The organism is Fulvivirga sp. M361 (genome assembly GCF_007097395.1).
Classification (GTDB): domain Bacteria; phylum Bacteroidota; class Bacteroidia; order Cytophagales; family Cyclobacteriaceae; genus Fulvivirga.
The window spans coordinates 223345-248953 of the sequence record NZ_VKDC01000005.1; the positions used below are offsets into that span (position 1 = coordinate 223345).

22 protein-coding genes are annotated in these 25609 nt (G+C 41.6%); 9 read left to right on the top strand and 13 right to left on the bottom strand.

The annotated features are described in order from the left end of the window. Positions 1-54 precede the first annotated feature (54 nt). The 6 genes from FNH22_RS06155 (at position 55) to FNH22_RS06175 (ending at position 6139) form a co-directional block, all read left to right on the top strand. Positions 55-951, top strand: a complete 897-nt coding sequence (locus FNH22_RS06155) for a phytanoyl-CoA dioxygenase family protein (protein ID WP_143397464.1) — start codon at positions 55-57, stop codon at positions 949-951. 2 nt (positions 952-953) lie between these two features. Then, positions 954-2072 (top strand): Zn-dependent alcohol dehydrogenase, encoded by a 1119-nt coding sequence (locus tag FNH22_RS06160; protein ID WP_143397465.1) that lies wholly within the window; start codon positions 954-956, stop codon positions 2070-2072. Position 2073: 1 nt separating this feature from the next. Continuing rightward, positions 2074-2517, top strand: a complete 444-nt coding sequence (locus tag FNH22_RS32855) for a hypothetical protein (protein ID WP_370513170.1) — start codon at positions 2074-2076, stop codon at positions 2515-2517. Beyond that, positions 2409-2882, top strand: coding sequence for an alpha/beta hydrolase (locus FNH22_RS32860; protein ID WP_370513171.1), 474 nt, complete (start codon positions 2409-2411; stop codon positions 2880-2882). The genes FNH22_RS32855 and FNH22_RS32860 overlap by 109 nt, the downstream gene beginning before the upstream one ends. A 12-nt stretch (positions 2883-2894) precedes the next feature. After that, complete coding sequence (locus FNH22_RS06170) at positions 2895-5414, top strand: glycoside hydrolase family 2 TIM barrel-domain containing protein (protein WP_143397466.1); 2520 nt, start codon at positions 2895-2897, stop codon at positions 5412-5414. 464 nt (positions 5415-5878) lie between these two features. After that, on the top strand, positions 5879-6139 hold the full coding sequence (locus FNH22_RS06175) for a hypothetical protein (RefSeq protein ID WP_143397467.1): 261 nt from the start codon (positions 5879-5881) through the stop codon (positions 6137-6139). A gap of 103 nt (positions 6140-6242) precedes the next feature. Here FNH22_RS06175 and FNH22_RS06180 read toward each other — a convergent pair whose 3' ends face one another. From FNH22_RS06180 to FNH22_RS06220, 10 genes are all read right to left on the bottom strand, one after another. Continuing rightward, on the bottom strand, positions 6243-6989 hold the full coding sequence (locus FNH22_RS06180; protein WP_143397468.1) for a carbonic anhydrase family protein: 747 nt from the start codon (positions 6987-6989) through the stop codon (positions 6243-6245). A 71-nt stretch (positions 6990-7060) separates the two neighbouring features. Continuing rightward, on the bottom strand, positions 7061-7189 hold the full coding sequence (locus tag FNH22_RS32865) for a hypothetical protein (protein ID WP_370513172.1): 129 nt from the start codon (positions 7187-7189) through the stop codon (positions 7061-7063). A gap of 21 nt (positions 7190-7210) precedes the next feature. Continuing rightward, positions 7211-7474, bottom strand: a complete 264-nt coding sequence (locus FNH22_RS06185; protein WP_143397469.1) for a hypothetical protein — start codon at positions 7472-7474, stop codon at positions 7211-7213. Positions 7475-7966: 492 nt separating this feature from the next. After that, positions 7967-8353 carry a glyoxalase/bleomycin resistance/extradiol dioxygenase family protein gene (locus tag FNH22_RS06190; RefSeq protein ID WP_185154099.1) on the bottom strand — a complete coding sequence of 129 codons (387 nt, stop codon included), beginning with the start codon at positions 8351-8353 and terminating at the stop codon, positions 7967-7969. Between the two features lie 61 nt (positions 8354-8414). Beyond that, positions 8415-9341 (bottom strand): DUF5996 family protein, encoded by a 927-nt coding sequence (locus FNH22_RS06195; RefSeq protein WP_143397471.1) that lies wholly within the window; start codon positions 9339-9341, stop codon positions 8415-8417. A 93-nt stretch (positions 9342-9434) separates the two neighbouring features. Next, positions 9435-10574 carry a hypothetical protein gene (locus tag FNH22_RS06200; RefSeq protein ID WP_143397472.1) on the bottom strand — a complete coding sequence of 380 codons (1140 nt, stop codon included), beginning with the start codon at positions 10572-10574 and terminating at the stop codon, positions 9435-9437. A gap of 282 nt (positions 10575-10856) precedes the next feature. Next, complete coding sequence (locus FNH22_RS06205; RefSeq protein ID WP_255517999.1) at positions 10857-11201, bottom strand: DUF1801 domain-containing protein; 345 nt, start codon at positions 11199-11201, stop codon at positions 10857-10859. Between the two features lie 84 nt (positions 11202-11285). Beyond that, the gene (locus tag FNH22_RS06210) at positions 11286-12431 is read right to left on the bottom strand and encodes an MBL fold metallo-hydrolase (protein WP_255518000.1); all 1146 of its coding nucleotides are present in this window, start codon (positions 12429-12431) and stop codon (positions 11286-11288) included. Positions 12432-12514: 83 nt separating this feature from the next. Beyond that, a complete protein-coding gene (locus FNH22_RS06215; RefSeq protein ID WP_143397475.1) occupies positions 12515-13567 on the bottom strand; it encodes a DUF2911 domain-containing protein in 1053 nt (350 codons plus the stop codon). Positions 13568-13644: 77 nt separating this feature from the next. Then, positions 13645-14397 (bottom strand): hypothetical protein, encoded by a 753-nt coding sequence (locus FNH22_RS06220; RefSeq protein WP_143397476.1) that lies wholly within the window; start codon positions 14395-14397, stop codon positions 13645-13647. Positions 14398-14754: 357 nt separating this feature from the next. Between FNH22_RS06220 and FNH22_RS06225 the strand changes: the two genes are divergently transcribed. The 3 genes from FNH22_RS06225 (at position 14755) to FNH22_RS06235 (ending at position 23251) form a co-directional block, all read left to right on the top strand. Then, complete coding sequence (locus FNH22_RS06225) at positions 14755-18933, top strand: hybrid sensor histidine kinase/response regulator transcription factor (protein WP_143397477.1); 4179 nt, start codon at positions 14755-14757, stop codon at positions 18931-18933. A 222-nt stretch (positions 18934-19155) separates the two neighbouring features. Then, positions 19156-21102 (top strand): carbohydrate-binding protein, encoded by a 1947-nt coding sequence (locus tag FNH22_RS06230; protein WP_143397478.1) that lies wholly within the window; start codon positions 19156-19158, stop codon positions 21100-21102. 217 nt (positions 21103-21319) lie between these two features. Next, positions 21320-23251, top strand: coding sequence for a carbohydrate-binding protein (locus FNH22_RS06235; RefSeq protein WP_143397479.1), 1932 nt, complete (start codon positions 21320-21322; stop codon positions 23249-23251). A gap of 247 nt (positions 23252-23498) precedes the next feature. Here FNH22_RS06235 and FNH22_RS06240 read toward each other — a convergent pair whose 3' ends face one another. The 3 genes from FNH22_RS06240 to FNH22_RS06250 are packed head-to-tail and all read right to left on the bottom strand — an operon-like array spanning position 23499 to position 25434. Beyond that, on the bottom strand, positions 23499-24089 hold the full coding sequence (locus FNH22_RS06240; protein ID WP_143397480.1) for a hypothetical protein: 591 nt from the start codon (positions 24087-24089) through the stop codon (positions 23499-23501). Beyond that, positions 24082-24555, bottom strand: a complete 474-nt coding sequence (locus FNH22_RS06245; RefSeq protein ID WP_143397481.1) for an RNA polymerase sigma factor — start codon at positions 24553-24555, stop codon at positions 24082-24084. Before FNH22_RS06245 ends, FNH22_RS06240 begins: the two co-directional genes overlap by 8 nt. After that, positions 24556-25434, bottom strand: a complete 879-nt coding sequence (locus FNH22_RS06250; protein ID WP_221420224.1) for an alpha/beta fold hydrolase — start codon at positions 25432-25434, stop codon at positions 24556-24558. Positions 25435-25609 lie beyond the last annotated feature (175 nt).

A 25609-nucleotide genomic window follows, 5' to 3' on the forward strand; every position in this document is an offset into this window, starting at 1 on the left:
CACTCCTCAAAAAGAGGCGCTAATTTTGATGATCCAATAAACAGTAATTTCAATATGAAGTTAAAAAGCGATCTCTCTTTGCATCATGAACTGGTAAGTGACCTCTTTCCTAAATTATCAGCAAAAGAAACCTGGGAAACCTATAAACTACCGGATGAACAGGTAGCGCATTTCAATGAATTTGGCTACCTCCATAATGTAAAGCTACTGGAAGAAAACCAGGTCGATCATCTTAAACAAGAGTTAGATGAGATCATGGATCCTGATCATCCGCGACATCACCTTTTTTATGAATTCCATACCAATGAATCTGAAGATCCAAATTCGGTCTTGTTCCATTCCCTGGGGCACTGGCGCATCACCAGGGCTTTTCACGATATTCTATGGAACCCACGATTTGTAGTCGCTGCTTCTCAACTTCTTGGTAACAAAGCAGTGAGGTTCTGGCATGATCAACTGTTTTGTAAGCCTGCGCATCATGGAGGGGTTGTGGCCTGGCACCAGGATTACAGCTACTGGACACGGACATCTCCCATGCAACATCTGACGTGCTGGGTGGGTCTTGATGATGCAAATACCGATAACGGCTGTTTGCATTACATACCGAAAAGCCATCACTGGGGCTTACTGGACAAACCTAACCTGGCCGGTGATATGGAAAAGCTTAATGACTACCTGACCGACGATCAAAAGGAGACTTTCAAAGACAAAGTAGCCATAGAAATGCCCAAAGGCTACGGTTCTTTCCATCATCCGCTTTTAGTCCATGGTTCATATGAAAACAGGTCAGAAAGGTCGAGAAAGGCTTTTGTGCTTAATGTCTTTGCAGACGGGACCTTGTCTGACTCCGATGAGATCCTATTGAAGGGGGTACCCACTATCAAAAAGGGCGGAAAAATGGAAGGCCAATATTTCCCGCTTCTCTTCGACCCAAAAGACATCCAAAATTAATAATGAGCATTGTTTGTAAGGCAGCCATTGCCTATGGAGATGGTCAATATGGCATTGAAAAAATAGAGGTAGGTCAACCCAAGGAAGATGAGGTACTGGTAAAAGTGAAAGCAGCTGGCTTATGCCATACAGATCATGACTCCCTGACCTGGGGTAAGCCTGTGGTACTAGGGCATGAAGGTTCCGGGATAGTAGAGAAGGCAGGAAGTGAAGTAATCGGATTGGAAGAAGGTGATGCGGTTATTTTGAACTGGGCCACTCCATGTTACCAATGTCATCCATGTCAGCACGGGTATCAAAACCTCTGCCAAAATAATTCCCCGGTAGTAGCCGGTGCCAATGGTTTCACTCCGGGACATGCACATATAGAGGGTACTACCTGGAAGGGTGAATCAATCGAGCGATCTTTCAATATTGGAACGCTTTCAGAGTATACACTGGTCAAAAGTTCTGCTCTGGTAAAAAATCACAGCAAAAAGCTTCCTTTTGATGCAGCAAGCATCCTCAGCTGCGGGGTGATGACAGGGTATGGTTCAGTAGTGAATTCCGCAAAGTTTATCACCGGATCATCAGCGGTAGTTTTAGGAACCGGAGGCGTGGGGTTGAGTGTGATCCAGGGGGCTAAAATATCGGGTGCCTCGATGATCATTGCCATTGATATTAATGAAAACAGGCTTAAGCTTGCTGCTCAATTTGGGGCCACTCATACCATCCTGGCTGAAAAAGAGGATACAGGGTTGCTAAAGGCAGCCGAAAAGGTAAAACAACTCACAGGCGGTTTTGGCGCTGACTATGCTTTTGAATGCACCGCCGTCTCCACACTTGGAGCAGCACCCCTCGCCATGATCAGAAATGCCGGTACGGCTGTGCAGGTAAGTGGTATTGAAGAAGAGATCACCATCGACATGCGCTTGTTCGAATGGGACAAAACCTATATCAATCCTCTATACGGAAAATGCAACCCACAGGTAGATTTCCCAAAACTTGTCGACCTGTATGACCGGGGCCTTTTGAAACTGGAAGAAATGATCACGAGAACTTATCACCTGGACCAACTTCCCGATGCTTTCGAAGACATGTTATCAGGTAAAAACGCTAAAGGAGTGATTTCCTTTCCATAAGATGAAACGATTTAGAACCACAGAAATATCCGATCCTAATTTCGAGAATGATAATCTGCGATTCATAACGGTTAAGACAGCCCATTTAAAAGGGCGCGGTGACATATGTGTATTTGTACCTGACGTCCCGGATACAACTGATCTTCCTATTGTTATTTTACTGCATGGTGTCTATGGAAGCGCCTGGGTATGGTCACAAAAGGGAGGCGCCCATGTAACGGCTGCCAGCCTGATAGAAGAAAAAGAAATTAAGCCCATGATCCTTGCTATGCCATCGGACGGGCTTTGGGGGGATGGTTCCGCTTACCTTCCACATCACCAGTATGACTTCGAACAATGGATTGTTTCCGAGTACCGGATGCCATTATCGAAAATATACCGCAAGCCTCGTCCAACTCTCAACTTTTTATCTCCGGGCTTTCTATGGGCGGTTTCGGAGCGCTAAGGCTCGGTACAAAGTATAGTTCTCGTTTCAGCGGGATATCCGCTCACTCGTCCATTACCTCCCCCGACCAGCTCCCTCTTTTTGTGGAAGAGCCATTGGAAGGGTATGAACAATCTTCAAAATCATCTGAAGATATCCTGGATAATATGTTGCGCAATAAAGGCTCCCTCCCTCCTATTCGATTTGACTGTGGCAAAGACGACCTCCTTATTGAACACAATCGTACTCTACATCAAAAAATGAAAGATGAACAAATTCCACATTCCTATTTTGAGTTTCCAGGGAAACATGAATGGAGTTACTGGATTAAGCATCTTAAAGACACGTTACTTTTTTTCGATCAAATACTACGTAAATCCACCTAATCCATCCAAGAAATGAAGAAATTGATAGTTATTACCTGTTGCCTTGCCTTTTTACTTTCAGGATGTCAAAAACCTACTTCCAGGGAAGTTCAGGATTTCAACTTCGACTGGCGGTTCCACCTTGGAGAAGCGGTTGAAAAAGAAATGTTAAATCAGCCGGATAACTACTCATGGAAAGAGGTAAGACTTCCCCACGATTGGAGTAGCGAATCTTCGTTTACCCAAGTTGAAACGGGTTCATCTACCGGGTTCCTGCCCGCCGGAATAGGTTGGTACAAGAAAGATTTTTCCATTTCTGAAGAGGATAAAGGCAAAGTAGTCTCCATAGAATTTGATGGCGTTTATAATAACGCCCAGGTATGGATCAATGGAACTTCCCTTGGTGAACGCCCTTATGGTTACAGCAGCTTTAGTCATGATTTAACACCTTACCTCAACGTGGGAGACGTACAAAACACGCTTTTGGTAAAAGTAGACCACTCCAATTACCTGGATTCAAGGTGGTATACCGGGTCAGGAATATACCGTGATGTCAGACTGGTAAAAAGATCAAACGTTCATATACCTCAGTGGGGTGTCTTTGTTACTACTCCAAACATCAATGCTGAGCAAGCCTCCGTCGCGGTAACGATAGATTTGGCTAAGTACGACAATGGGCCGGCTGAAATAGCGCTTAAAGGAAGTATCTTTTCCCAGGGTGGAGCTCCGGTAACTTCCTTAGAGCAAAATGCCACCGTCGACAGTTCCGGAAAAGTCAGCCTGGAATTCACCATTAATGATCCCATACGCTGGGACATTTCCGCTCCTCATCTCTATACGTTGAAATTAGAGCTGATGCAAGACGGTCATGTGATCGATGAAGAAATCCAAACCTTCGGGATTAGGACCGCCCGATTTGATGCTGACAAAGGGTTCTTCCTCAATGAGAAAAATATAAAATTAAAGGGGGTGAACCTGCACCATGCAGCCGGAGCGGTAGGTTCAGCCGTACCTGTTGATGTATGGCGGCGGCGGTTTGAAAAACTGAAAAGTATCGGCTGTAATGCCATCCGGACAGCGCATAATCCTGTCGACCCGAAATTCCTCGATCTTTGTGATGAAATGGGGTTTTTGGTCATTAATGAATTCTTTGATGAATGGAACATCCCTAAAGAAAAAAGCCTCCATAAACTGGGAGACAACCTGGCGCCGGATGAGGTGACCCATGGCTACAGTGAGCAATTTGACAAATGGGCAGAACGTGACCTGAAAGATTGTATGCGAAGAGATAGAAACCATCCTTCTATTATCCTTTGGAGCATTGGCAATGAAATAGAATGGACACATCCCTATTACTCACAAGCTTATGAAGTGGTTAACGGAAAGCAGGAATATTATCAATTCCAGCCCAGTTTTGACTCCATGAAAATAAAAAAGGCGTTGGATGAAATTACCGGAGGAAAAGACTCCCTTTTACAAATTGCTAAAAAACTCGTCAATTGGGTAAAAGAGATGGACACAACAAGACCTGTCACTGCCGGGAACGTATTGCCATCCGTTGGCCTGGCCAGCGGCTATGGTCAATCAGTCGATGTACTGGGCTTCAACTACAGGGCCACAGAATACGACGGCGCACATGCCACCTATCCCGACCTGCTGATCTATGGTTCTGAAAATTGGGGGGCCTGGAGTGAATGGAAAAATTGTATCGATCGTGATTTTGTAGCAGGTATATTCTGTTGGACAGGATTTGCCTATGCCGGCGAATCCGGCCCCTGGCCACTCAAAGGGCTTAATATTTCTTTCTTTGACTTTGCCGGATTTAAAACTCCCAGAGGACATTTCTTTGAAACATTGTGGAAAGAAGAGCCTCATGTCTACATGGGCACCACTCCGGAAGACGAATCTGAGTTTAGCTATGATCCAAAAACCGGTTTTTCAGTGGAATACAAAGACGAATGGATCAGAAGATGGGCCTGGTATGATATCTACGACAAGTGGCAATACGAAACCAAAGAAAACATCATCGTACAAGTTTATTCTAACTGTGAGGAAAATGAACTTTTCTTAAATGGAGAGAGTCTTGGCAGAAAACCGCTTGTAGATTTTAAAGAAGATAACATTATCAAATGGATCGTACCTTATGAAGCCGGCACACTGAAGGTAGTGGGATATCAAAATGGAAAAGAGGTAGCTGACTATTCGCTAAGCACCACATCTGAAATTACCGATATCGACTTATCGGTAGACAAAACCGTTCTTAAGGCCAATCATTATGATGTGGTCCATGTAGAAGCAAGGCTCAGGGATAAAAATGGTGTTTTGGTCACACATGCCCCTACACTGGTCCACTTTGAAGTGGATGGTGACATGAGACTCTTAGGTATTGACAATGGATCAGCCTCCAATGTACAGAATTACAAAGCTTACCAATGTGAATCGCATAATGGAAAAGTGCTTTTAATGTTGCAGGCGAACGGTACAGCTGGTGAGGTGAAAATTATAGCTAAAGCGAATAGTATCCGCTCAGAAGTGACGCTTCAAATTGAGTAGTAGGTAATTAGATCGATATTTATACAGCTGTAACTATTTTTTGATCACAGTAGATCTTGAAAAGTGAGTTCGGCAGATTTGCCAGTAACACTGGTTATTACTTCAGCGGCATCCGAAGAAAGCATTAGCTCATGGGTTTAACCTGAAACCATAGCTTTTCATTTTGGATTACTTAAATGTTTTTTGAAAAACTTAATGGTCAGGGTTCCGTTTTCTCCACTTCTCTTATTCTTTAGCCAGACCATAGTATTACCCGATATTGGAAGAAAACAAATCACTCGATTTTACGTATAATAGTATAACTATATTAAGAGAAAGCAATACTATTGAATTAACATGACCTATTCATTCTATGATCTTAATTCTCCCAGTCAATTTAAAAATGAGACAGGGAAAGTGCTTGAGCGGGGATGAAAGGCAGTTAAAACATTTTTTAGATTTAATATCTTTAAATTCTTAACACTATGAACAGGTTATTTTCAAAAATGGTAGATAAATTTCATCGGATAGACCAGCTCATTCGTATGAAAGCAACCGGTCAACCCAATGAACTGGCTCGAAAACTAAGCGTATCACCAAGTACCGTTTATGAATACATGGATGTTATGAAGAACGTCCTGGCTGCACCTGTAAGATATTGTAAAGTAAGACGTTCTTATGTCTATGATAAGAACGGCAAGTTGCATTTAGGCTTTAAGAATGAACAGTGGACTGCGAAACAATAAATCGTTTTGAGGTATCAACCATAAAGTAGTAATCTTACGTTAGCAACTTGGTTGATGTCTTATTTGATCTATTACCTCTTTGATAAAAGGCTCAATATTCAATTTAATCTTCCAAAAATGAGACCTTTCCGGTATCCATGTCGTAGACCGCTCCTAAAATCTCTATTTCACCATTATCGTGCATTTCCTTTAGGACAGCGCTTTTTTCCTTGGTCTGACGCATATTGCTTCTGACATTACTTTCACAAACGAGATGGACAAATTCCGCATTCTTAGAAGTTCTTTCACCTGCATAATCCACCATTTCAACCGCCGGTTTAATTTTGCTTAGCATCGGAGTAATATTGCCCAGTTTTACATCATCTATTGCAGCTTTGACTGCTCCACAGTGTTCATGCCCCATGATCAAAATGAGCTTCGATCCAGAAACTTTACAAGCAAATTCCATACTTCCCAATATGTCCTCATTCACAAAATTACCTGCCACTCTCGCAACAAAAATATCGCCTATCCCTCTGTCAAAAACATCCTCTACAGGCACTCGACTATCTACACATGACAGAACAATAGCTTTGGGATACTGAGCGTGTGTACTTCGTCTTACTTGTTCCGAATGGTCTCTTGCCGTTAGATCGTTATTCATAAAGCGTTGGTTGCCTTCTTTAAAAAGACTAATAACCTCGTCAGGTGTTAACCTGGCCTGCTCTTCTTCCGTAAGAACTTTTTCTACCAACGGTTCGATATCAGAAGGTACTGTAAATGTGGTCTCTGCCGACTTATCTGAGCTGTTGCCCTGGTTATTACAAGCAACGAGGTTTGCCGCTATGCACAAAAAAAGAATTGCTTTCATACCGTTAAGTCAAAGGTTGATAAATGCGATAAGATTGATTTGATCATGGTTACTATTAGGTAAAAATTGGTTCATGTAGCCGTTTCCAGCCTTACGTTCTTATTGGTTTTATACCCAAATGCACTATCTAACCGGTTCCGGTCAAAGACTTTATCCCTTGTATTTAGGAATATTTCATTGTACGAAGACAAGTCAAGCATCTTGGTTAAATGCACCTGTAACTAATTACTTAAAATAGAGTCCAGTACTGAAGATCTACTTTCAATGATAGAATCCAGCATATTTATTTTCTTCATCTCTTTATTAATGATGGAATCCAGTCGTTCTACCCTATTCATTTCAAAATTGATCAATGAGTCCGCCTTTTCGACCTTATCGTTGAGTAACTTCCATTTTTCATCTGCTTGTTCTCTCATCTCTGAACAACTTATGAGTCCAATGGCGCAAATGGTAAGAAGCATAAGTAAGCGGGTTTGTTGTTTCATTATTGCTTGGTTTAATGTTTGACAATTCATAGTTGAACAGACCTATAGAACATATTTTAGTGAAACCTGCCCCTAACGGTAGGTGCAAGATCTTCGTGAAACTGATAAAGTAAATAATTCGGGCTTTGACTCATGAAAGAGAAATTGAGAAAACCGGAAATGATTAATGTCAATGTCATTTTCATTGTCACAAGACTTTTTTAAACCTTACTTTGTCAGTTCTGCTACAAGGATAGTCTGCGTTACTCGTATTATACCGGAGTGACGGTCGTTTACCTATTATCGGTCAAAAAAGATGTTTATGGCAGGAACAGGCCCAAGGGCCCAACATAAGCCAGGACGCTGTACTTATGAGGTGGAAGCATTAAAAGAAAACTTACAGAACATCAACCGATTGTTAAATACGATCTGTCATGTTTATTGAAAACACCACTCACAATCATCCATTCACTGAATGAATGATTGTAACATTTGATTTTAGGGATCAACTGGCTAACCGAACCTCTCAACCGTTATGATGTATCCATTATTATCCTTCATGGAGAATTGTGTCGCACCGCATGGCGTTAGATGTGGATGATCCAGCAATTCACATGCCTCTGATACTTTATTATAAAAACCGGTCAAATCCTCCACCTGTAAGCATATGGCTATGCTGCCACCAATGGGGTGATCTTTCATGAAATCCACCTCTTTTTTTAACCGCTGTTCCTCTTTGAAGGAAACATAGAAACCCTTCATCTCCAATTTAGCCCAATACATCTTACCCTCCTCTTCCTCACTCACGAGCAGTTCAAAACCCAATGTGCTTTGATAAAATTCAACGGTCTCCGCCACATCCCGGACTATCAGTTCAATGGCTATTTGATTGACTTTCATTTTCCGTAAGTTTTGCATCACAACTTACGGAAAAACGAAGGAATGCGGAAGGCTGACACGCTTATTTCATCCCTATATCCGGTACTTTATTATTTTCAATATCCCACCCTGCCCGTTTTGCACCTGCCTGGTAAGCACTCTCTAAAAACTGAAGCAATACCTCTTTTGGGTCATCCGCTTTTCTAATATCATTATACATCAGCAAAGCCATAGGGCTACCATTGCTATCTATCCATTGCGCCGCTTCAGGCTGCAGGGGCTCCCGGTCGATTCCCTCCGGAGAAGGGAAAGTATAAGAGTAAAAGGCAGGTGAACGCACCTCTTTATCTCCAGCCCAAAACCCAAAACTGATCACCTCATGAGAATAGGCGTCCCGGTCTGCGATACTACCCGCCGTCATTTCCGGGCCTTTTTTGCCGGAAAACCGTGTAACTGCCAAATCCATATGATGCCAGTACAGATGTACCGGACATGTTTTGCTGTAGGACCTGCCACTGAACTCTTTGAACACCTGGTCTACCTGGATGAGTACTTGCCAGAAACGGTGTACATATTCCTTATCATAGCTGTGATATTCCGTACACTGATCAAAAGGGACCGTATCCGACAGATCATAGGGTACTGCTTTGATCTCAACCTCGATGGAAAGATCAACCAGGGCATCCTGCAATTGTTTGTAAAAACCTGCAACAGACAAACCGTCCTCCAGGTTGAACGTTCGCATCTCTCCTTTGCTGGTATGTATCTGCAACTCGTGATGAATGAAATCAAACTGAATTTCAAAGGTAAACGCATCATACGATATGGCATTGGTAGTCAACCCCCTACTATTGACATACAGTGTGATATACCACCAATGGTTCTTTCTCGGCATCAATGCCAGCCTGATCTTGCCTATGATCTGGATGTAGCGGTGTAACGTTTCCTTGGTAGTTTCCCAAGCTTCAAGTGGTAGCTCCGGAAATAAGTCTGTTCCTTTATTATTCATGGTTGTTTTGCTGGTTTTCTTTTATTACCTAATGAATACTATCGGTTTTTGTTCCCGGTTTAAGAATTAGCTTTGATTTAAAAGGCGTAAAATTTAGCGTATTTCATATCTTTCGATTTTTTCATCATCTATTAATACAAAACCATCCAAACCTACTTTCAATTGGATTCGAGCTAATGTTGGAGCCAGCTCCTTGCTGAAAACGGAATGTCCTTTATCATTAAAAGCAAAGATTTGACTATTATACTTAGTATGCCTTGGTAGCAAAGTCCCCTTTTTCGCTATTCCCATTACCACCACTATGGTTGGATTCCCTCCTTTTGTAGTTTTCAGTTGTATAGGTCTTGGATATAGATTTTCTGCATTGATTTTTTCTTGAGGATAAAAGCTCTTTATAGGTTTCACCCAGTTAATCTCTCCACTTAAAGGATTCAGACAAACCAACTCATCTCCCGTTATTACAGATAAAATACCATGCGAAACAGCAATGTCTTTTCTTGGTAGCAGAATTTTTTTACTCCATATTAAATCTCCGTCATTGTTAATGTAGGATAGATTGGATTGCCCGTAAACTATGAAACCTTCCTGAAATGACTTTATTAAGCTTGGTACATAATTAAAGCTCATCTTACATTCTCTGATCACATTCATATCCAGGTCTAAAACCGTTATCATGGTAACTTTTTCAGAATTAGAGCTTAAAAGAATAATTCTTTTAGAGTTACCTGAATATTCTGCATGTTCAAACCCATATTCACCGAAAGGTTTCAATATCTTTTGGTGAACAAGGTTGTTTGAATAGATTTTAACACTTCTTCCAAATAGCGCATACTCATCTGAGACTATGACCCAACCATTTTCAAGTATTTTAAAGCTTTCCTTGTGTAACAACTCTATTTCTGCCGCATTAGAAATTTCCCTATTAAGTGAATACATCCTAACAGCTGTACTTTGCTGACTTGGGGTAGTCGTCAATATTTTTCCACCTATTGTTTCAACAATTTTCTCTCCGCTACTAAGATCATAATGATGTCCACTACTGGAGATTATTCTTGATCCACCATGACCATCATCTGAATTTTGAAAATAATCACTGCTTACAGTAAAAACTTTCTGTGAATTAAATGATTTATCTATATCCTTGACTTCTATTCTTTCGACTTGTTGCCCATACAGAAAGCTATTAAGCAACAGGAATAACAGCATTATTCTAATCTTAACAACCGTATTCATTCAGTATGCATATTTAAATGGTTACTTATTAAACCAAAGCCTTATTTAAACATCCATAGCATCGTCTAAAATCATTCCAAAAGAAGTTTCAACGTATCAATTCTTCTTTCAAATTTCTGCAATAAACTACCTTACCTCACCTAAGTTCTTTTAGTTCTTTCTGTCTGCTAATTATAAAAAGCATCAACTAATCTACTTTTCCCCTCATCCTTTAGATTTTAGATAAGTTCAAAACTTCACAGTCTTAAAAGGTAAAGCTCTGCAAATTATTGCATATTCATGTCAATCATAAAGGCCCATTGCCAAATCAAAAATAGTATGTATCGTTTTGATCGGTAAATCCTTTTTTGGATCAATGAACAGCAATTTCACAAATGTACGATTACCTCGGATCAACTCAGGGTGATCAATGTCCCTGCCCTTGCCAATGGCAATATAGGGATGCTGTGTTTTTTTGTCGACCCAGAGATAACAGAAGATATGATTTCTATATAGAAAACACGGCAACCGGTATTTCCATACCGGCTCAAATGACTGATTATAATTAAGAATACTATCTCTTAATGCAAGCAGGCAACTTTTGACCGGCTCTTCTTTTTCCAAATAAAAGTTATCGATGTCCCTCAATATGACAGTTTATTTAAAAAGACTTGATGACACTCATCTGTTGATCAAATATATGGCCTTTGTCCATCGGGAATCCTACATACATCATTCCAGTTCCTCCCACCACGGATGTATTACGTCATTCACTGCACTGTCGAGTACTATCTCTGCCCCTATTTCCGGAACAAGAGTAGGTATGCCAAGCTCTTTTGCTTTCCTGGTAACACGCTCTACCGGGTCCGTCCAGGTATGAAAAGCGAGTTTAAAGGCCCCCCAATGTATGGGCATGATCAGGTTTGCCTTAAGATCTACCCCAGCCCGGGCAGTTTCCTCGGGCATCATATGGATCTCACTCCACTGTTCATTGTATTGACCACATTCTAACATAGCGAAGTCAAAAGGACCATATTTTTCACCAATAGCTTTAAAATGTTCGCCGTAACCGGAGTCTCCACTAAAGTAAATATTGTCTTTTTCCGATCGGATGATCCATGAACTCCATAGTGTGGCATTACGGTCTGCTACTCCACGGCCGGAAAAGTGTTGAGCAGGTGCGCATACAAGGCGCAGCCCTTCATAATCCACTTCTTCCCACCAGTCAAGTTCAGTAATATCATTTCTACTTATTCCCCATTCTGTCAAATGACTTCCAACTCCCAAGGGAGTATAAAAAGCTTTTACCTTATCTTTTAATTTCAGGATTGACCCATAATCGAGATGGTCGTAATGATCATGAGAAAGAATGACCAGATCAATTTGTGGCAATTGTTCGATCTCGATAGGTAATGTCTTGCTAAAACGTGGTGAGCCCAGTTTCGGGTGGGGGGCGGGTACATTACCTAACATCGGATCAATAAGGATGTTTTTCTTATTGATTTGGAGTAAAAATGTAGAATGCCCAAACCATATCAGCCGTGGTTTTTCGAAATCGTAATTGACAATAGTCAGTGAATCTATTCTTTGAGTAGGAATATCTTTTTCGGGAATAGTATTAGGTTGGCTACTGAAATATTTAACAATGCCAGTGATGTAATCTCCAAAACCCATTTTCATTTCCACGTCAAGAAGGTTTGTGAACTTACCCTCTTTATAATTCGAAGACCTGGCATACTCCTCTTTTTGCTCCGCTGAGACCTTACCTCCAAACTGAGGACTCAGGTTGACAAATAAAATACCCACTATGATGAGCAGGGCTATTATACCCCCTACAATAAAAAATACCATTTTAACTATTCTCTTTACTTTATGCATAAAAAAGATCCAATATTACCCCTATCATCGGTCTGTTCATCTAACGGATCGAACATTTCTTTTCCTACAAGTCCATGATTACTTTAAAGTGAGGCTATGCTTTGTTTTACCTGTTCCTTTCTTCCTTCCGGAGCATACTTCAAGGCTGTTTCAAAGGCTTTTAGCGCTGCTTTCTTGTTATTCATTGCTTGCAGAGCGTTACCGCGATTAAAATGTGCCCGCCAATAGGTCTTATTTTTCTCCAGGGCTTTTCCGAATACGTATTCTGCCTGCTCGAAGTTTTTCTCACGAAGTAACCTTCTGCCATAGCGCTCCAGGTATATATCACTCCCTACTTCTATGGCCCTGTTCATGGCCTGTTGGGCTCCTTTCTCATCACCTGATTGCCGTAGCAATTTTGCTTTTACATCCCAGTTAGAGAAATTCTCGCGGAGTTCAATAGATCGCTCCACCCACTGGATAGCCTCTTTTGTATTGATCTTGTACGTAGCACAATAATCTGCGGCCTGACACCAGCTAAACCATTCCCAATAGGCGTCGGAGCGTAGTTGCTTTCGGATATGGTCCAGCGCAATATCATCGATGGCCAGGCTCAGGTCGAACCCGGCACGTTTGTCACCCCAGCTTAACAGGACAGAAGCCTGACCACGTTCACGTTTATGAAAGTCAAAACTCAGCCAATCCCGAGGTTCAGGGGCATCTTCTACAGGTACGGTCACTCGAATAGCATCTTCCTGTTCATCATAAAAATAACTTCCCCAAGAGGTATGGTTTTTTGAAAAAATAAACGTCCATTGGTCTTTTTCAGGAAGCAGATGCAATCCATAGGTACCGGCAGAAAGTTCCTTTCCCTCAATCTTCACATCATGGGTAATGGTAAATAGTGTGTTCTCATTGGCACCCGCACGCCATACTTTTCCATAAGGCACCAGGCTCCCCCAGACCTCCCGCCCCCTCGTTCCGGGACTGTGATAGCTAATGGTGATATCTGTGTAACCAATACGTTGTACAACCGTTGATTGCTGGCTTTTATCAGGTAAGGTGATGGAATTATGGATATTAAAATGCTGCGCATTGGCTTCCATAACAAAAAGCGAAAGTAGCAGAACGGGTATCCTGAACAGAAAGTCCTTCATATGAGCTGTTATTTTAGTTTGACTTGCAAATTGGTTATTAAAAGACAAGAAAGGGAAAATCAATTTCAAAATATAGATTAAGGCGTATTAAACTCTTTTTCTATGAATAGATTCACCCAGTTATCCTCACTTACCCCCATCATAGTAAAAGTATAATTGGCATTAGGTTTCAATATGGGGACGGATGTGGTATCTGTGATGTTTAACACTACATTACTCAGGTCGTAAAAAGTAAATTCTTTGTCAAAAGTATACGTGCCGGAGATCAGGTTATTTTTTTCATCGGAAATGACCTGGAAATAGATCACATTTTCCTCGATCGATCCATCCTCCCAGCTGAAAGAAGGCGAAGTCCCATTCTCTGAAACCATGACCAAAGATTCGTTCAATTCGGTTGGCTTAACAGTCGTTTTCAACCTGATGGGCGTGCAAACGTGTAACTTGCCAGGTGTTTTAAAGCTAACGACACCCATTCTTTCACCTGTAAAGGGTGTGTTGTTAAACTTCCATAAGTAGCCATTAAAAACCGGATCATCGGTCAGGTCTTTGACCACATATTTAGAAAAATCCATAGAATCTGCAATATTCTCAGCTTCAAAGTACCTGAAGTCTGTTGCCCCGGTGACCGGATAAAAGAAAACAGAGGTTGGTGTATCATCCTGTCCAAATAAACCATCCTCTTTTCCACCCGCACAGGCGATGAGGTCTGTTAACTGCAGGGAACTGTTTAGCAGTATGTAATCTGCCAGGATATTTTCCTGTAAAAACGCTTCATCCTTTTGGCAAGACGAAAGCATCAAAACCATTCCCAGAAAAACAGCTCCTTTCATCCAGTGAAGAACGTGAAAATATTGGTATAGTTATGCAGAAGGGCTGATTTTAGTGAGCAAAGTGTCAGCCATAAACTCTTTTTAAACAGGTGGTTGATTAGTTCAGCTACCTGAAAATCATAGAATGAATGGGAGAACAGACCCGTGAGGTTTAAAGTGTTCTTTATTTTAATCCAGTCAGAAATAGTCCCTTCATTTCAATAACTACATTTAAGGGTTGCTCAACGAGTCATTCTGCATAGTAAAGGTTAATTCTTAATCTCCCTTCAACTTTATTGTATAGCACATGAGTTATTTCTAACTTCTGACATCGTATAAGTGTGCCCGGTAATTTTTTTACAATGAACCTAAATATTGTTGTTTTCCTTAAAAACTATAGTTTTCCTTTTTTTTGGCCTTGTCCAACTCCGTTACGCACCGGCTCAACAGAATGAAATCCAGTTTTCAAGGTATACCACGTTAGAAGGGCTTTCCGAAAATTACGTTAACTGTATATTTCAGGATTCACGGGGCTTTATTTGGATAGGCACAAACGATGGTTTAAACCGATTCGACGGGTATAATTTCAAAACATACCGGTATAAACCGAATGATCCTGATGGTATAAGCACCAATCTCATCAACACCTTAACAGAAGATCAGGAAGGTAATCTATGGATAGGGACCACTAACGAAGGGCTTTGCAGGCTGGATACGAAAAGGGAGGTATTTACTTACTACAGGAATACCCGGGAGAGCCCTGATCTGCTAACGAAGAATGCCGCCAGGATCCTCATCACAGATAAAAACAATAATATCTGGATGGGTAATTCTCTTGGGTTACATTTTTTGAAAAAAAGCCAATCTCAATCAGATACCAGTACTGTACTGTATATAAAAAAAATGCTCTATAGCAGAGGGGTCGTGGACATTCGAACGATTGCAGAAGATGGTCAAAATATTTGGGTAGGCGCCCGGTCCGGTCTTTTCACGCTCCCTGTTCTATCGAATAACATCCCTGAAAAAATAGTATCCATTAAACAGGAAGAAGGGGCAACAAGTAATTTTGTCCTGGACATAGTCCCTGTTAAAAACGGGTTGATCATAGCATACGGACACGGGATCTATAAATTCCGTTTTAACAGCCCCTCCAGGACATCCGGAACATTCAAAAGAATATCAGATATCTATTCAAATGACTTGTTATTAAGTTCAGACAATTCATTGTGGTGTGCTACGAATGACGGACTTTATTCATTGAGACTCGATACAGGCAATGACAAGGTGATCAACACGATTAAATACAGTAGTAATGAGCATTCTAATAGTCTGAGTAATAATGTCATTACTAGTCTTTTTCAAGATAGGTCAGGGCTGATATGGATAGGAACCAATGGCGGGGGTGTTAATGTACTTAACACAAATAAAAAGAAGTTCAGACACTATACCAGTTCAAAACATCCCGGATCACTTTCTACCAACATTATCCGGTCACTTTATGAAGATAGCCATCATAATTTGTATATAGGGACAAATGAAGGTATATATAATTTCCTCCCTCATTCCGCAAAAAATAATTATCAGACCGGGTTCCGGCACTATAGTATAAAAGCCCAGACCACTGACCAGCGGGAAGTTTATTGCTTTTCAGAAACTACCAACAACACGAACGAAAAAACAATATGGATAGGGTCAGGATTTCCTCAAACCATAGTTTCTATCCCATTTGACCAATTAATACAGGGAGAAGAAACCTTAACACATCACAATTTTGTAGATCATTCGGTATTCTCGCTTCTTATGGATAAAGACAATAATTTATGGGTGGGTACCTATCTTGATGGCCTCTATAAAATATCCAATCCCGGACGGAAACAAACGATCGAACATTTCCGATCGGATATGGAACATTCGATAGCATCGGATATTGTACGCAGTATTTATGAAGATAAAACGGGAAATATCTGGATAGGTACGGACAACGGGCTGAGTAAATTACCCACACAAGAGAAAAGAAAAAGCAAGCCTAAAATCATTACATACACCTATCAGCCAGAGGACCTAAAATCCCTTAGTCATAGCTATATTCTTTCGTTGTATGAAAGTAAAAGAGGAGAAATGTGGGTGGGCACGATGGGAGGAGGACTTAATAAGGTAATCAAGGGAGTTAATGCCGACAGTGATACTTTCATATCCTATGACACAGAAGATGGCTTACCAAACAATGTGATCAAAGGCATTCTGGAAGATGACATGGGCAATCTATGGATCTCAAGCAATAAAGGTATTTCCAAGTTCAACCCATCCACCCTTGATATCAAAAATTATGACATTTTCGATGGGCTACAGGACTTCGAATTTATGGAAGCCGCTGCCTGTAAACGCTACGATGGAGAAATGTTGTTCGGAGGGATTAACGGGATCAATGCATTTTATCCAGACCAAATTATAGACGATACCTCTAAGGTTAAAATAGTTTTAACCGATTTTCAGCTATCACACCGATCTGTTCCGGTTGGTAAAAAAATTAACGGTAGAGTTGTTCTTGATCAGTTGATCACAGCAACCAGACATATCGTGCTCAATCATGATCAAAACAGCTTCGCGATTACTTTTGCCGCTTTGCACTATGTGGCCCCTAAAAAAAATCAATACGCCTATAAACTGGAAGGTTTTGATAAGGCATGGGTGAAAGTAAACGCGTTGAACAGAGTGGCGGAATATACCAACTTAAGTTCAGGTGATTATGTTTTCAAAGTGAAAGCCACAAATAACGATGGTATCTGGACCGATCAGCCCAGGGTGCTGTATATTTCTATTACCAAACCCATTTTTTTAACCTCATGGGCCATTTTTCTATACAGTATTTTGTTATTGGCTTTCTTCTGGTTCTTAAGAAAGTACTCAGTCATTCGAAATAATAAAAAGAACGAACTGCTCATGGCCCGTTTCGAAAAGGAGAAACTCGATGAGCTGACAAAGCTGAAATTCAACTTTTTTACTAATATCTCGCATGAGTTTAAAACCCCGTTATCACTGATCATAGGGTATCATGAAAAGTTGCAACGAAGCTGGGATACAATCTCCAAAGAAAAAATAAAGGCGGACATTGATATCATCCAAAGAAATTCCAATGTTCTTCTGCGTCTGATCCATCAGCTGATGGATTTCAGGAAACTGGAAGAGGGGAAAATGAAAGTGAGTGTAGAAAAAAATGATATTGTAAGTTTCGTATCAAAAATCCATGAGTCATTCGATGTAATGGCAAAGCAAAAGAATATTAAAGCCACGCTCATTACTTCATCCCAGACACTATCCATCTATTTCGATAAGGAGAAAACGGAGAAGATCATATATAACCTGCTATCCAATGCATTTAAATACACTCCGAAAAACGAAAGCGTAGAAACAAGAATTATCGAAGAAGAAGATCAGGTAGTTATAAAGATTACGGACACAGGTATTGGCATCCCGAAAGAAATGCAAAGTCATCTCTTTGAGAGGTTTTATCAGGGCGCTCATTTAAGGCACAATTTAGCCGGAAGTATGGCGGGCACAGGTATTGGACTTGCGCTGGCTAAAGAGTTGGTTGAAATTCAGGGGGGAGAGATCTATTTTACCAGTAAAGAAGGAAGCGGGACTAGCCTGTCCGTAGTTTTTCCTAAAGGGATGTACCACCTCCATGAAGATCAGATAGCGGACACTCCAGGCGCATGGATCAATGGATACAAAAGCTATAATACTGAGAGGATGGAAGCTATTTCCACCCATAGAACTGCCCCTCTAAAGGCAAAAACCAGTATCAATGTTTTAATGGTGGATGATGAGGCAGACATCATACATTTAGTGAAGGAAAGCCTGCCTGCTAATTTCGTTGTCAAAGAAGCAGAAAATGGTTCAGAGGCTTTTTCTATTTGCCTTTCTCACCCTCCTGACTTGGTGGTCAGTGATATTATGATGCCCGTAATGGATGGTTATGAACTGTGCCATACCATTAAAAATGATCCTCGCACAAGCCACATACCTATTATATTACTTACGGCAAAAGACTCATCAGAAGGTAGGATACGAGGGTATACGGAAGGGGCTGACGGGTATATCAATAAGCCTTTTAGTTTAGAAGAACTGACCGTGCATATCTTATCTGTCATCGATTCAAGAAACAAAATAAGACGAAAGTTCAAGGAAAAGAAAACCATCAATCCTGATGAGCTGGATATTACAAACCTGGATAAAAAATTCATCAAACAGGTGTCCGACTATGTGGAAAGTAACCTTTCAAACCCTGACCTTTCGGTCGAACAGTTAGTAAACCATTTCAAAATATCGGATGTTACACTTAATAAAAAGCTCAGATCCCTTACCGGAAAAACCGCCAGTAACTTTATCCGGTCAATGCGTTTAAAGAGGGCATTGTACCTGCTACAAAACGAAACGCTGACCGTTTCCGAAATTACCTACAAAGTCGGATTTAATGATCTTAAGTATTTCAGAGAATGCTTCAAAAAAGAATTCTCCATTAACCCCAGCGACACCCGAAGGCAAAACACTCAATGATCATCTAAGGGGGTGATATCATATCCCCTCATACTTCGGAAATACACCACAAATCTTAGGATTTACCACTCAAATTAAGAGATTCTAAGAAATACCTTTGATATATAAGGAAGTCAGAAATGTGATCCGTGGTACCTGCATCTAATGTCAATTTAATCGGCCTGTACCTTTTCAGATCATTCCGTACTCCCTTAGATAAAATCAAATCCAAACCAACACATTATGAAAGCACAAAAACTATTATTATTGAGCGCATGTGCATTATTGACCACTTCACTGGTCTTTGCACAACCCACCTTCCAAAGCGGCCAGGACCCCAAACCGGCAGGCAAAAAGTGGGAAAAGATACAGAACATGTCTGACGAGTTTAATGGCTCCTCTCTGGACGGATCGAAATGGGCAAAATCAGATCCCCAATGGGCGGGACGGGTTCCTGGAAAATTTAAAGAGAATACTATCGTAGTAGGTGGCGGCGACCTTAAAGTCACGAATTACAAGTTATCATCTCCCGAAGGCAGTTACACACATGCCTGTGGTTTGATAAGGTCTCTTGCCAAAAATACGTATGGTTACTATGAGACCAGGATGAAAGCCAGCAGGACCTTTATGTCATCCACGTTCTGGCTTTTTAACAAGAGAAATGAAGGTTCCGGCTGTGATGTAAGGACGACAGAACTGGATATTACAGAAACCGTAGGATTTAATTCCAATGGGGCCAGCTGGGTGGACACTAACATACGAAGTATGAACTCAAATACGCACAGCAGAGGCACCACATGCAGTAGCACTCCTGTAGGGCAACAAGGGAACAAAGCGGCCCTGGGAGGCCAGTCCTGGCAGGATTACCACGTCTATGGCGTATGGTGGAAGAGTAAAACCGAATTATTGTTTTACCTGGACGGGCAATTCAAATATCAGATAACACCTCCCGCTGATTTTAACCTTCCGATGTATTTACGCATGGTGACTGAAACCTATGACTGGAACCCGGTACCACCTGATGGTGGAATGACAGGTTCAGCGGACTCGCGTACCACTTATTACGATTGGACAAGGTCCTGGAGACTGGTAGATGACAATAACCCCAACCCAGGCAACACTACCGTAAATTGTACAAGCCTACCCTCTTCCCTAACGTCAGGGACCTCTATCACCGCCTCAGTAGACTATACCACAGACCAGTCCAGGGACGTAGTGATCGAGTTATGGAACTCAGGCTGGTTAGGACAGGGTAAAACTACCGTAAATGCCGGATCAGGTACGGCTAATGTAACGATCAACCTGTCCAATGCTCCTGCTGCCGGATCAAACTACCTGTTAAAAGCCAGCATACGTCCTGTAGGCGCTCCATGGCAGCAAAACATTGACGCCTGCAACAAAAGCAATATAACTGTTACCACTGGAGGAAGCGCCAACCAGGCTCCCTATGGTGGAACTGCCAGGACATTACCCGGATCAGTAGAAGCAGAACATTTCGATACAGGTGGGCAGGGAGTAGCTTATAATGATACTGGCGCCAACAATATAGGTGGAAGTTTCAGGACATCCGAGGGAGTGGATATCACTTCGCTTGCTGCAGGAGGACATACAGTCGGATGGACTGCCAACGGTGAATGGCTTGAATATACCGTCAACTTTAACGTTAGCCAGGACTATGATTTCTTCCCAAGTGTATCCTCTCCATCCTCATCCGGAAGGCTCAGGATCTTGATTGACGGGGTAGCCCAAACCGGCGATCTGACTGTTCCTAACACAGGAAGCTACAATACCTACCAGGTGATGCATGTCAGAAACATCAATGTATCTGCAGGAACGCATGTGGTGAGAATGGAAATCGTAAACAGTGGGTTTAATTTAAACAGCTGGGCGGCCTGGAAAGCACAGTTTCCTGCTGCCAGGACCATCGGAGACCTGGAAGAGCAAATAAGTGGTCCTGCGGATATGAAAAACATAAACGTTTATCCTAACCCTTTCTCTTCCGGCAACTTAACCATTGTCCCGAGAAGCAATCAACCCGGTGTAATCCAAATTTTCAGCTTACAGGGAAAGCAAATCTTTGAAAGAAATATCCAGGGAAATTCTATTGAGATCACCCGGGATGTTTTTAACGCCAGTGGTATCTACATCATAAAAGTAAATGACCTCAGGCAAAAACTCATCGTGCATTGATCAGGTGTTACCATTAGTTTTCATGAACCCCATGAAATTAGTGTTCATGGGGTTTACACCCGCTAATTAATATGTTAGAATAGAAGGCATACGACTCATCCCCTTTTCATTATCGCAAGAATAATTCGGTTGCAAAGAACAGGAAGAGGCTTTTTGATTTATCGAAAAGAACGCTGGAAGTCTGACTTCAACTTTTTAAAACCAAACCATATTTAAAATGAAAGTACAAGATTCAACCCCTAAACGGATATTGGTGATGTTAGCCTTTATCCTGGCTTTATCACCCAACCTTATGTATGCACAGCTATGGCAGGGAAACGGTCGGATAGCGGTCAGCTCTGACGGCAATCAGCACGATAGCGATGATTGGGCAGCAACGGCTGTTACCCTGGCCATTATTGGTAACCGACAGCTGCAGGACAAATTAGTCCATTATGATTATGCCAATCATGTATGGAATAATAATACGCTTTTTGAGACTAACATCGAGGAAAGTGCATTGGGCGCTGCACAACGTTTTGGTTTCGATCAATCTAAGTTCTTCAATGCCTATCGAAACCAAACCGCGGCTATCAACAGTATAAAAAATGCTGTTAATGCCTCCTCAGCAAATAACAGGCTCTATTTCATCCTGGCCGGGCCTATGGAGGTCCCGTATCAGGGGATACTGGCCGCTGATGCCAACAAAAGGCAGTACGTTACCTGCATCTCTCACTCTACATGGAATGATCACCATGGCGATTGTGACGATGGCAGAGATTGGACCGAATGCCACCCCGGATCACATCATAAGCCTGATATTGAGGCATTGGGTGTGACATGGGTAGGTATATCAGACCAAAATACCAACAAGTTCAATACAGGCAGTATGGCTTCATGGAATTTCCTGAATACGTTAAATGGGACCTATGATGCAGCTTATGAATGGACCTACACCAGGGTAGACCTCGCTTATACCACCGGCGATGCTTCAGATTGCGGAATAGCATACTATCTTTTTACGGGTGACCAGAACGGAAACACGACCAAGCTGGAAAATTTCATGAAGACTCCTGTTTCAAATCCCAACCCAAGCAATGCTACTGTAAATTGTACGACCCTGCCCTCTTCCCTAACGTCAGGGACCTCTATCACTGCCTCCGTAGACTATACCGCAGACCAGTCCAGGGACGTAGTGATCGAGTTATGGAACTCCGGCTGGTTAGGACAGGGTAAAACTACCGTAAATGCCGGATCAGGTACGGCCAACATCATCATTAATCTGTCCAATGCACCGGCTGCCGGATCAAACTATCTGTTAAAAGCCAGTATACGTCCCGTAGGCGCCTCATGGCAGCAAAATATTGATGCCTGCAACAAAAACAACATAACCGTTACTACCGGAGGAAGCGCCAACCAGGCTCCCTATGGTGGAACTGCCAGGACATTACCCGGATCAGTAGAAGCAGAACATTTCGATACAGGTGGGCAGGGAGTAGCTTATAATGATACAGGCGCCAACAATATAGGTGGAAGTTTCAGGACATCCGAGGGAGTGGATATCACGTCGCTTGCTGCAGGAGGACATACCGTTGGGTGGACTGCCAACGGAGAGTGGCTTGAATATACCGTCAACTTTAACGTTAGCCAGGACTATGATTTCTTCCCCAGTGTGTCCTCTCCTTCGTCATCCGGGAGGCTCAGGATCTTGATTGACGGGGTAGCCCAAACCGGCGATCTGACTGTTCCTAACACAGGAAGCTACAATACCTACCAGGTGATGCATGTCAGAAACATCAATGTATCTGCAGGAACGCATGTGGTGAGAATGGAAATCGTAAACAGTGGGTTTAATTTAAACAGCTGGGCAGCCTGGAAAGCACAGTTCCCTGCTGCAAGGACCATCGGAGATCTGGAAGAGCAAATGAGCGATCCAACAGATATGAGAAACTTCAGCGTTTATCCTAACCCTTTCTCTTCCGGCAACTTAACCATTGTCCCGAGAAGCAATCAACCCGGTGTAATCCAAATTTTCAGCTTACAGGGAAAGCGGATCTTTGAAAGAAGTACCCAGGGAAATTCCATTGAGATCACCCGGGATGTTTTTAACGCCAGCGGCATCTACATCATAAAAGTAAATGACCTCAGGCAAAAACTCATCGTGCATTGATCAGGAATTATAATTTGTGAACCAGAAGCCCTGTGAAATCAACGTTCATGGGGCTTTTTTCTATGGCTTAGCTACTAAAAAGCTTTAACAACGATAAATTAGCCGAATTAAGGTCATTCTACCATGGGCTACCTCCCCTTTTAATCTCAATGGTGGTTTCTAAGATAGACGCCCCGTACTTATCGATTAAAAGCCTGTCAGGCAAAAGTTGATCGGTTGATCCGGTGTTAGGCTATATGTTTGGTTCTCAGCTAAGTTGTTGTTGAACCTCTTTAAACTTAAGTATCAATTGATCGATCCTGGCATTTTGCTTTTTGATGGTAACAGGCCTGAAATAAAACCAGTTAATTCCAATCCAAAGAGCTAGTAACAAGTAGGAAAATACAGCAGCCAGCAACGTCATTCGCTGGACATACTCCAACATGTACAGACTGATGCCGGCAGACAACAGAACAAAATATAATGAGATCAACTTTGTTTGTAAAAACTGTTGTTTCTCTTTTAGTCGTAACAATTGACTCAAATATTGACGGCTGTTCATTTCAAAGCCAACCTTTACCAGTAACGGCATCATCTGATTATAAACAAACAGGTATAAGCCTATTGCTATGAGGACCAAAACAATCCCGATTTTTGTTATAACCAATTCGGGTTGATAGTAAATCCAAATGAAGATGATGAAGGCACTGGTGAATAGTGCAACCACATTTGCCACTATTAACTTTCTAAGATGAACGTTCTTATATTTCTTCGCTGCATTAACGATTTGTGTCACATCAGGCATTGCGCTTTCCTGATGGTGCCAAAACTCTTTCAAGTCTATATGGTCTTCACTCATGGTTCTTAAATTTTTGTAATATTTTTCGCTTTATTCTATGGATCTTCACCCTGACATTTGCTTCTGATATACCTACGATGTTAGCTATCTCTGTCTGCCGGATATCCTCGAGCTCCAGCGAGATAATGATCCGATCTACTTCCAGTAATTCAGAGATGTATCGATATAATATTTTTATTTTATCTTCCATCTCAATATCCACGTGTGACGTATCTTTCAGATCACATGGAATCTCTGTCTTAAGCATTTTCCCTTCTTTCTCTATTTGTCGCAAACATTGATTAGAGGCTATTCTAAATACCCATGTCCCTATAGAGGATTCATTCCTGAATTTTGGTAGTTGCTGCCAGACTTTGATGAAGGTCTCCTGGGCAAGGTCTTTGGCCATATCGTTATTATTTACATACCCCATGCATAAACGAAAGACTCTTTGCCAGTAAGCTTCAAAAACGGCCTCAAAAGTCATCTAACCTTCTTTTCGAATAAAACTGTCCAATTGATTCTTATACCAGTCCCTGTCATCATACATGATAAAGTGCAGGCCTTTCGTTGCATATTGCAGATTCACTTCTTTTATGTGCTTAAATTGTTCTTGTATAGCTGGTTTAAAATTAACAAAGTAAGACTCCAGCAAAACCAGAACAGGACATTGAATAGCGCCTACAACTTCACGCAGATCTGTATTAGAGTAATGACAGTACATTTGAGCAAAAGTGGTACGATCGGACTTAACAGACCAGTTCAGCACAAGGTTATGTTTCGAAGTATCCGCAACCAGCTGGGTTATGGATTGTTTTTGTAGTTGGTAGAACTGTTCATCTGTGAAGGAAGTCATTTGAGAAATTATAGGGCTACAATCCTTATTTTCAATTGCTTTAAACGAAGGTTTGGTTAATGCAGGCAAGCATGGTAATGCATCTACAACGATTATTTTTGAAATCAATTGGGGATGATAAGCGGCTAAAGCCATTGCTATACCACCTCCCATGCTGTGGCCAATGATAATGGGCTTATCGATTTGATTTTGTTCGATAAAGTCTGCAATCCCTGTCCTCCATTTCCGAAACGTTGGACCGGGTTGGGGAGCAACACCCGCAAAGCCAGCCATTGTCAGTGTATAGCAGGTAAAATCTTGTTCATAGTCCAACCTCGTTTCATTCCAAACATCCCCGGAACAGGCAAAACCCGGGATGAAAATGATGGATTGGCTTCCCTTTCCTGTTTTTTGAAATTCAAAAGGATAAAGGTCATCTTGTGCGTGACCATTGATGACTATCGAGATAAAAGCAATTATTGTGATTGAAAATTTGACAAACTTTTCCATGCTGATTATTTTGTTTGTCATTGAGATACACATTTTTCAAAAATGTTACATGACAGGTATAACTATTTAATGCTTTTTGGATCCACTCCTTAATCATCTAACTGAACAACATCCCGAAACTCCAATACCGGACCTTCTCTATTCCCGAATTCTGTCAACGACTTAAAACTTGCTGTAACTATACTATCTGTCAGAT

What these genes read in the sequence shown, in the direction of transcription:
- FNH22_RS06155 (WP_143397464.1), top strand. Translation starts at nt 55, where the DNA reads ATGAAGTTAAAAAGCGATCTCTCTTTGCATCATGAACTGGTAAGTGAC.
- FNH22_RS06160 (WP_143397465.1), top strand. Translation starts at nt 954, where the DNA reads ATGAGCATTGTTTGTAAGGCAGCCATTGCCTATGGAGATGGTCAATAT.
- FNH22_RS32855 (WP_370513170.1), top strand. Translation starts at nt 2,074, where the DNA reads ATGAAACGATTTAGAACCACAGAAATATCCGATCCTAATTTCGAGAAT.
- FNH22_RS32860 (WP_370513171.1), top strand. Translation starts at nt 2,409, where the DNA reads ATGGATTGTTTCCGAGTACCGGATGCCATTATCGAAAATATACCGCAA.
- FNH22_RS06170 (WP_143397466.1), top strand. Translation starts at nt 2,895, where the DNA reads ATGAAGAAATTGATAGTTATTACCTGTTGCCTTGCCTTTTTACTTTCA.
- FNH22_RS06175 (WP_143397467.1), top strand. Translation starts at nt 5,879, where the DNA reads ATGAACAGGTTATTTTCAAAAATGGTAGATAAATTTCATCGGATAGAC.
- FNH22_RS06180 (WP_143397468.1), bottom strand. Translation starts at nt 6,989, where the DNA reads ATGAAAGCAATTCTTTTTTTGTGCATAGCGGCAAACCTCGTTGCTTGT.
- FNH22_RS32865 (WP_370513172.1), bottom strand. Translation starts at nt 7,189, where the DNA reads ATGCTTGACTTGTCTTCGTACAATGAAATATTCCTAAATACAAGGGAT.
- FNH22_RS06185 (WP_143397469.1), bottom strand. Translation starts at nt 7,474, where the DNA reads ATGAAACAACAAACCCGCTTACTTATGCTTCTTACCATTTGCGCCATT.
- FNH22_RS06190 (WP_185154099.1), bottom strand. Translation starts at nt 8,353, where the DNA reads ATGAAAGTCAATCAAATAGCCATTGAACTGATAGTCCGGGATGTGGCG.
- FNH22_RS06195 (WP_143397471.1), bottom strand. Translation starts at nt 9,341, where the DNA reads ATGAATAATAAAGGAACAGACTTATTTCCGGAGCTACCACTTGAAGCT.
- FNH22_RS06200 (WP_143397472.1), bottom strand. Translation starts at nt 10,574, where the DNA reads ATGAATACGGTTGTTAAGATTAGAATAATGCTGTTATTCCTGTTGCTT.
- FNH22_RS06210 (WP_255518000.1), bottom strand. Translation starts at nt 12,431, where the DNA reads ATGCATAAAGTAAAGAGAATAGTTAAAATGGTATTTTTTATTGTAGGG.
- FNH22_RS06215 (WP_143397475.1), bottom strand. Translation starts at nt 13,567, where the DNA reads ATGAAGGACTTTCTGTTCAGGATACCCGTTCTGCTACTTTCGCTTTTT.
- FNH22_RS06220 (WP_143397476.1), bottom strand. Translation starts at nt 14,397, where the DNA reads ATGAAAGGAGCTGTTTTTCTGGGAATGGTTTTGATGCTTTCGTCTTGC.
- FNH22_RS06230 (WP_143397478.1), top strand. Translation starts at nt 19,156, where the DNA reads ATGAAAGCACAAAAACTATTATTATTGAGCGCATGTGCATTATTGACC.
- FNH22_RS06235 (WP_143397479.1), top strand. Translation starts at nt 21,320, where the DNA reads ATGAAAGTACAAGATTCAACCCCTAAACGGATATTGGTGATGTTAGCC.
- FNH22_RS06240 (WP_143397480.1), bottom strand. Translation starts at nt 24,089, where the DNA reads ATGAGTGAAGACCATATAGACTTGAAAGAGTTTTGGCACCATCAGGAA.
- FNH22_RS06245 (WP_143397481.1), bottom strand. Translation starts at nt 24,555, where the DNA reads ATGACTTTTGAGGCCGTTTTTGAAGCTTACTGGCAAAGAGTCTTTCGT.
- FNH22_RS06250 (WP_221420224.1), bottom strand. Translation starts at nt 25,434, where the DNA reads ATGACAAACAAAATAATCAGCATGGAAAAGTTTGTCAAATTTTCAATC.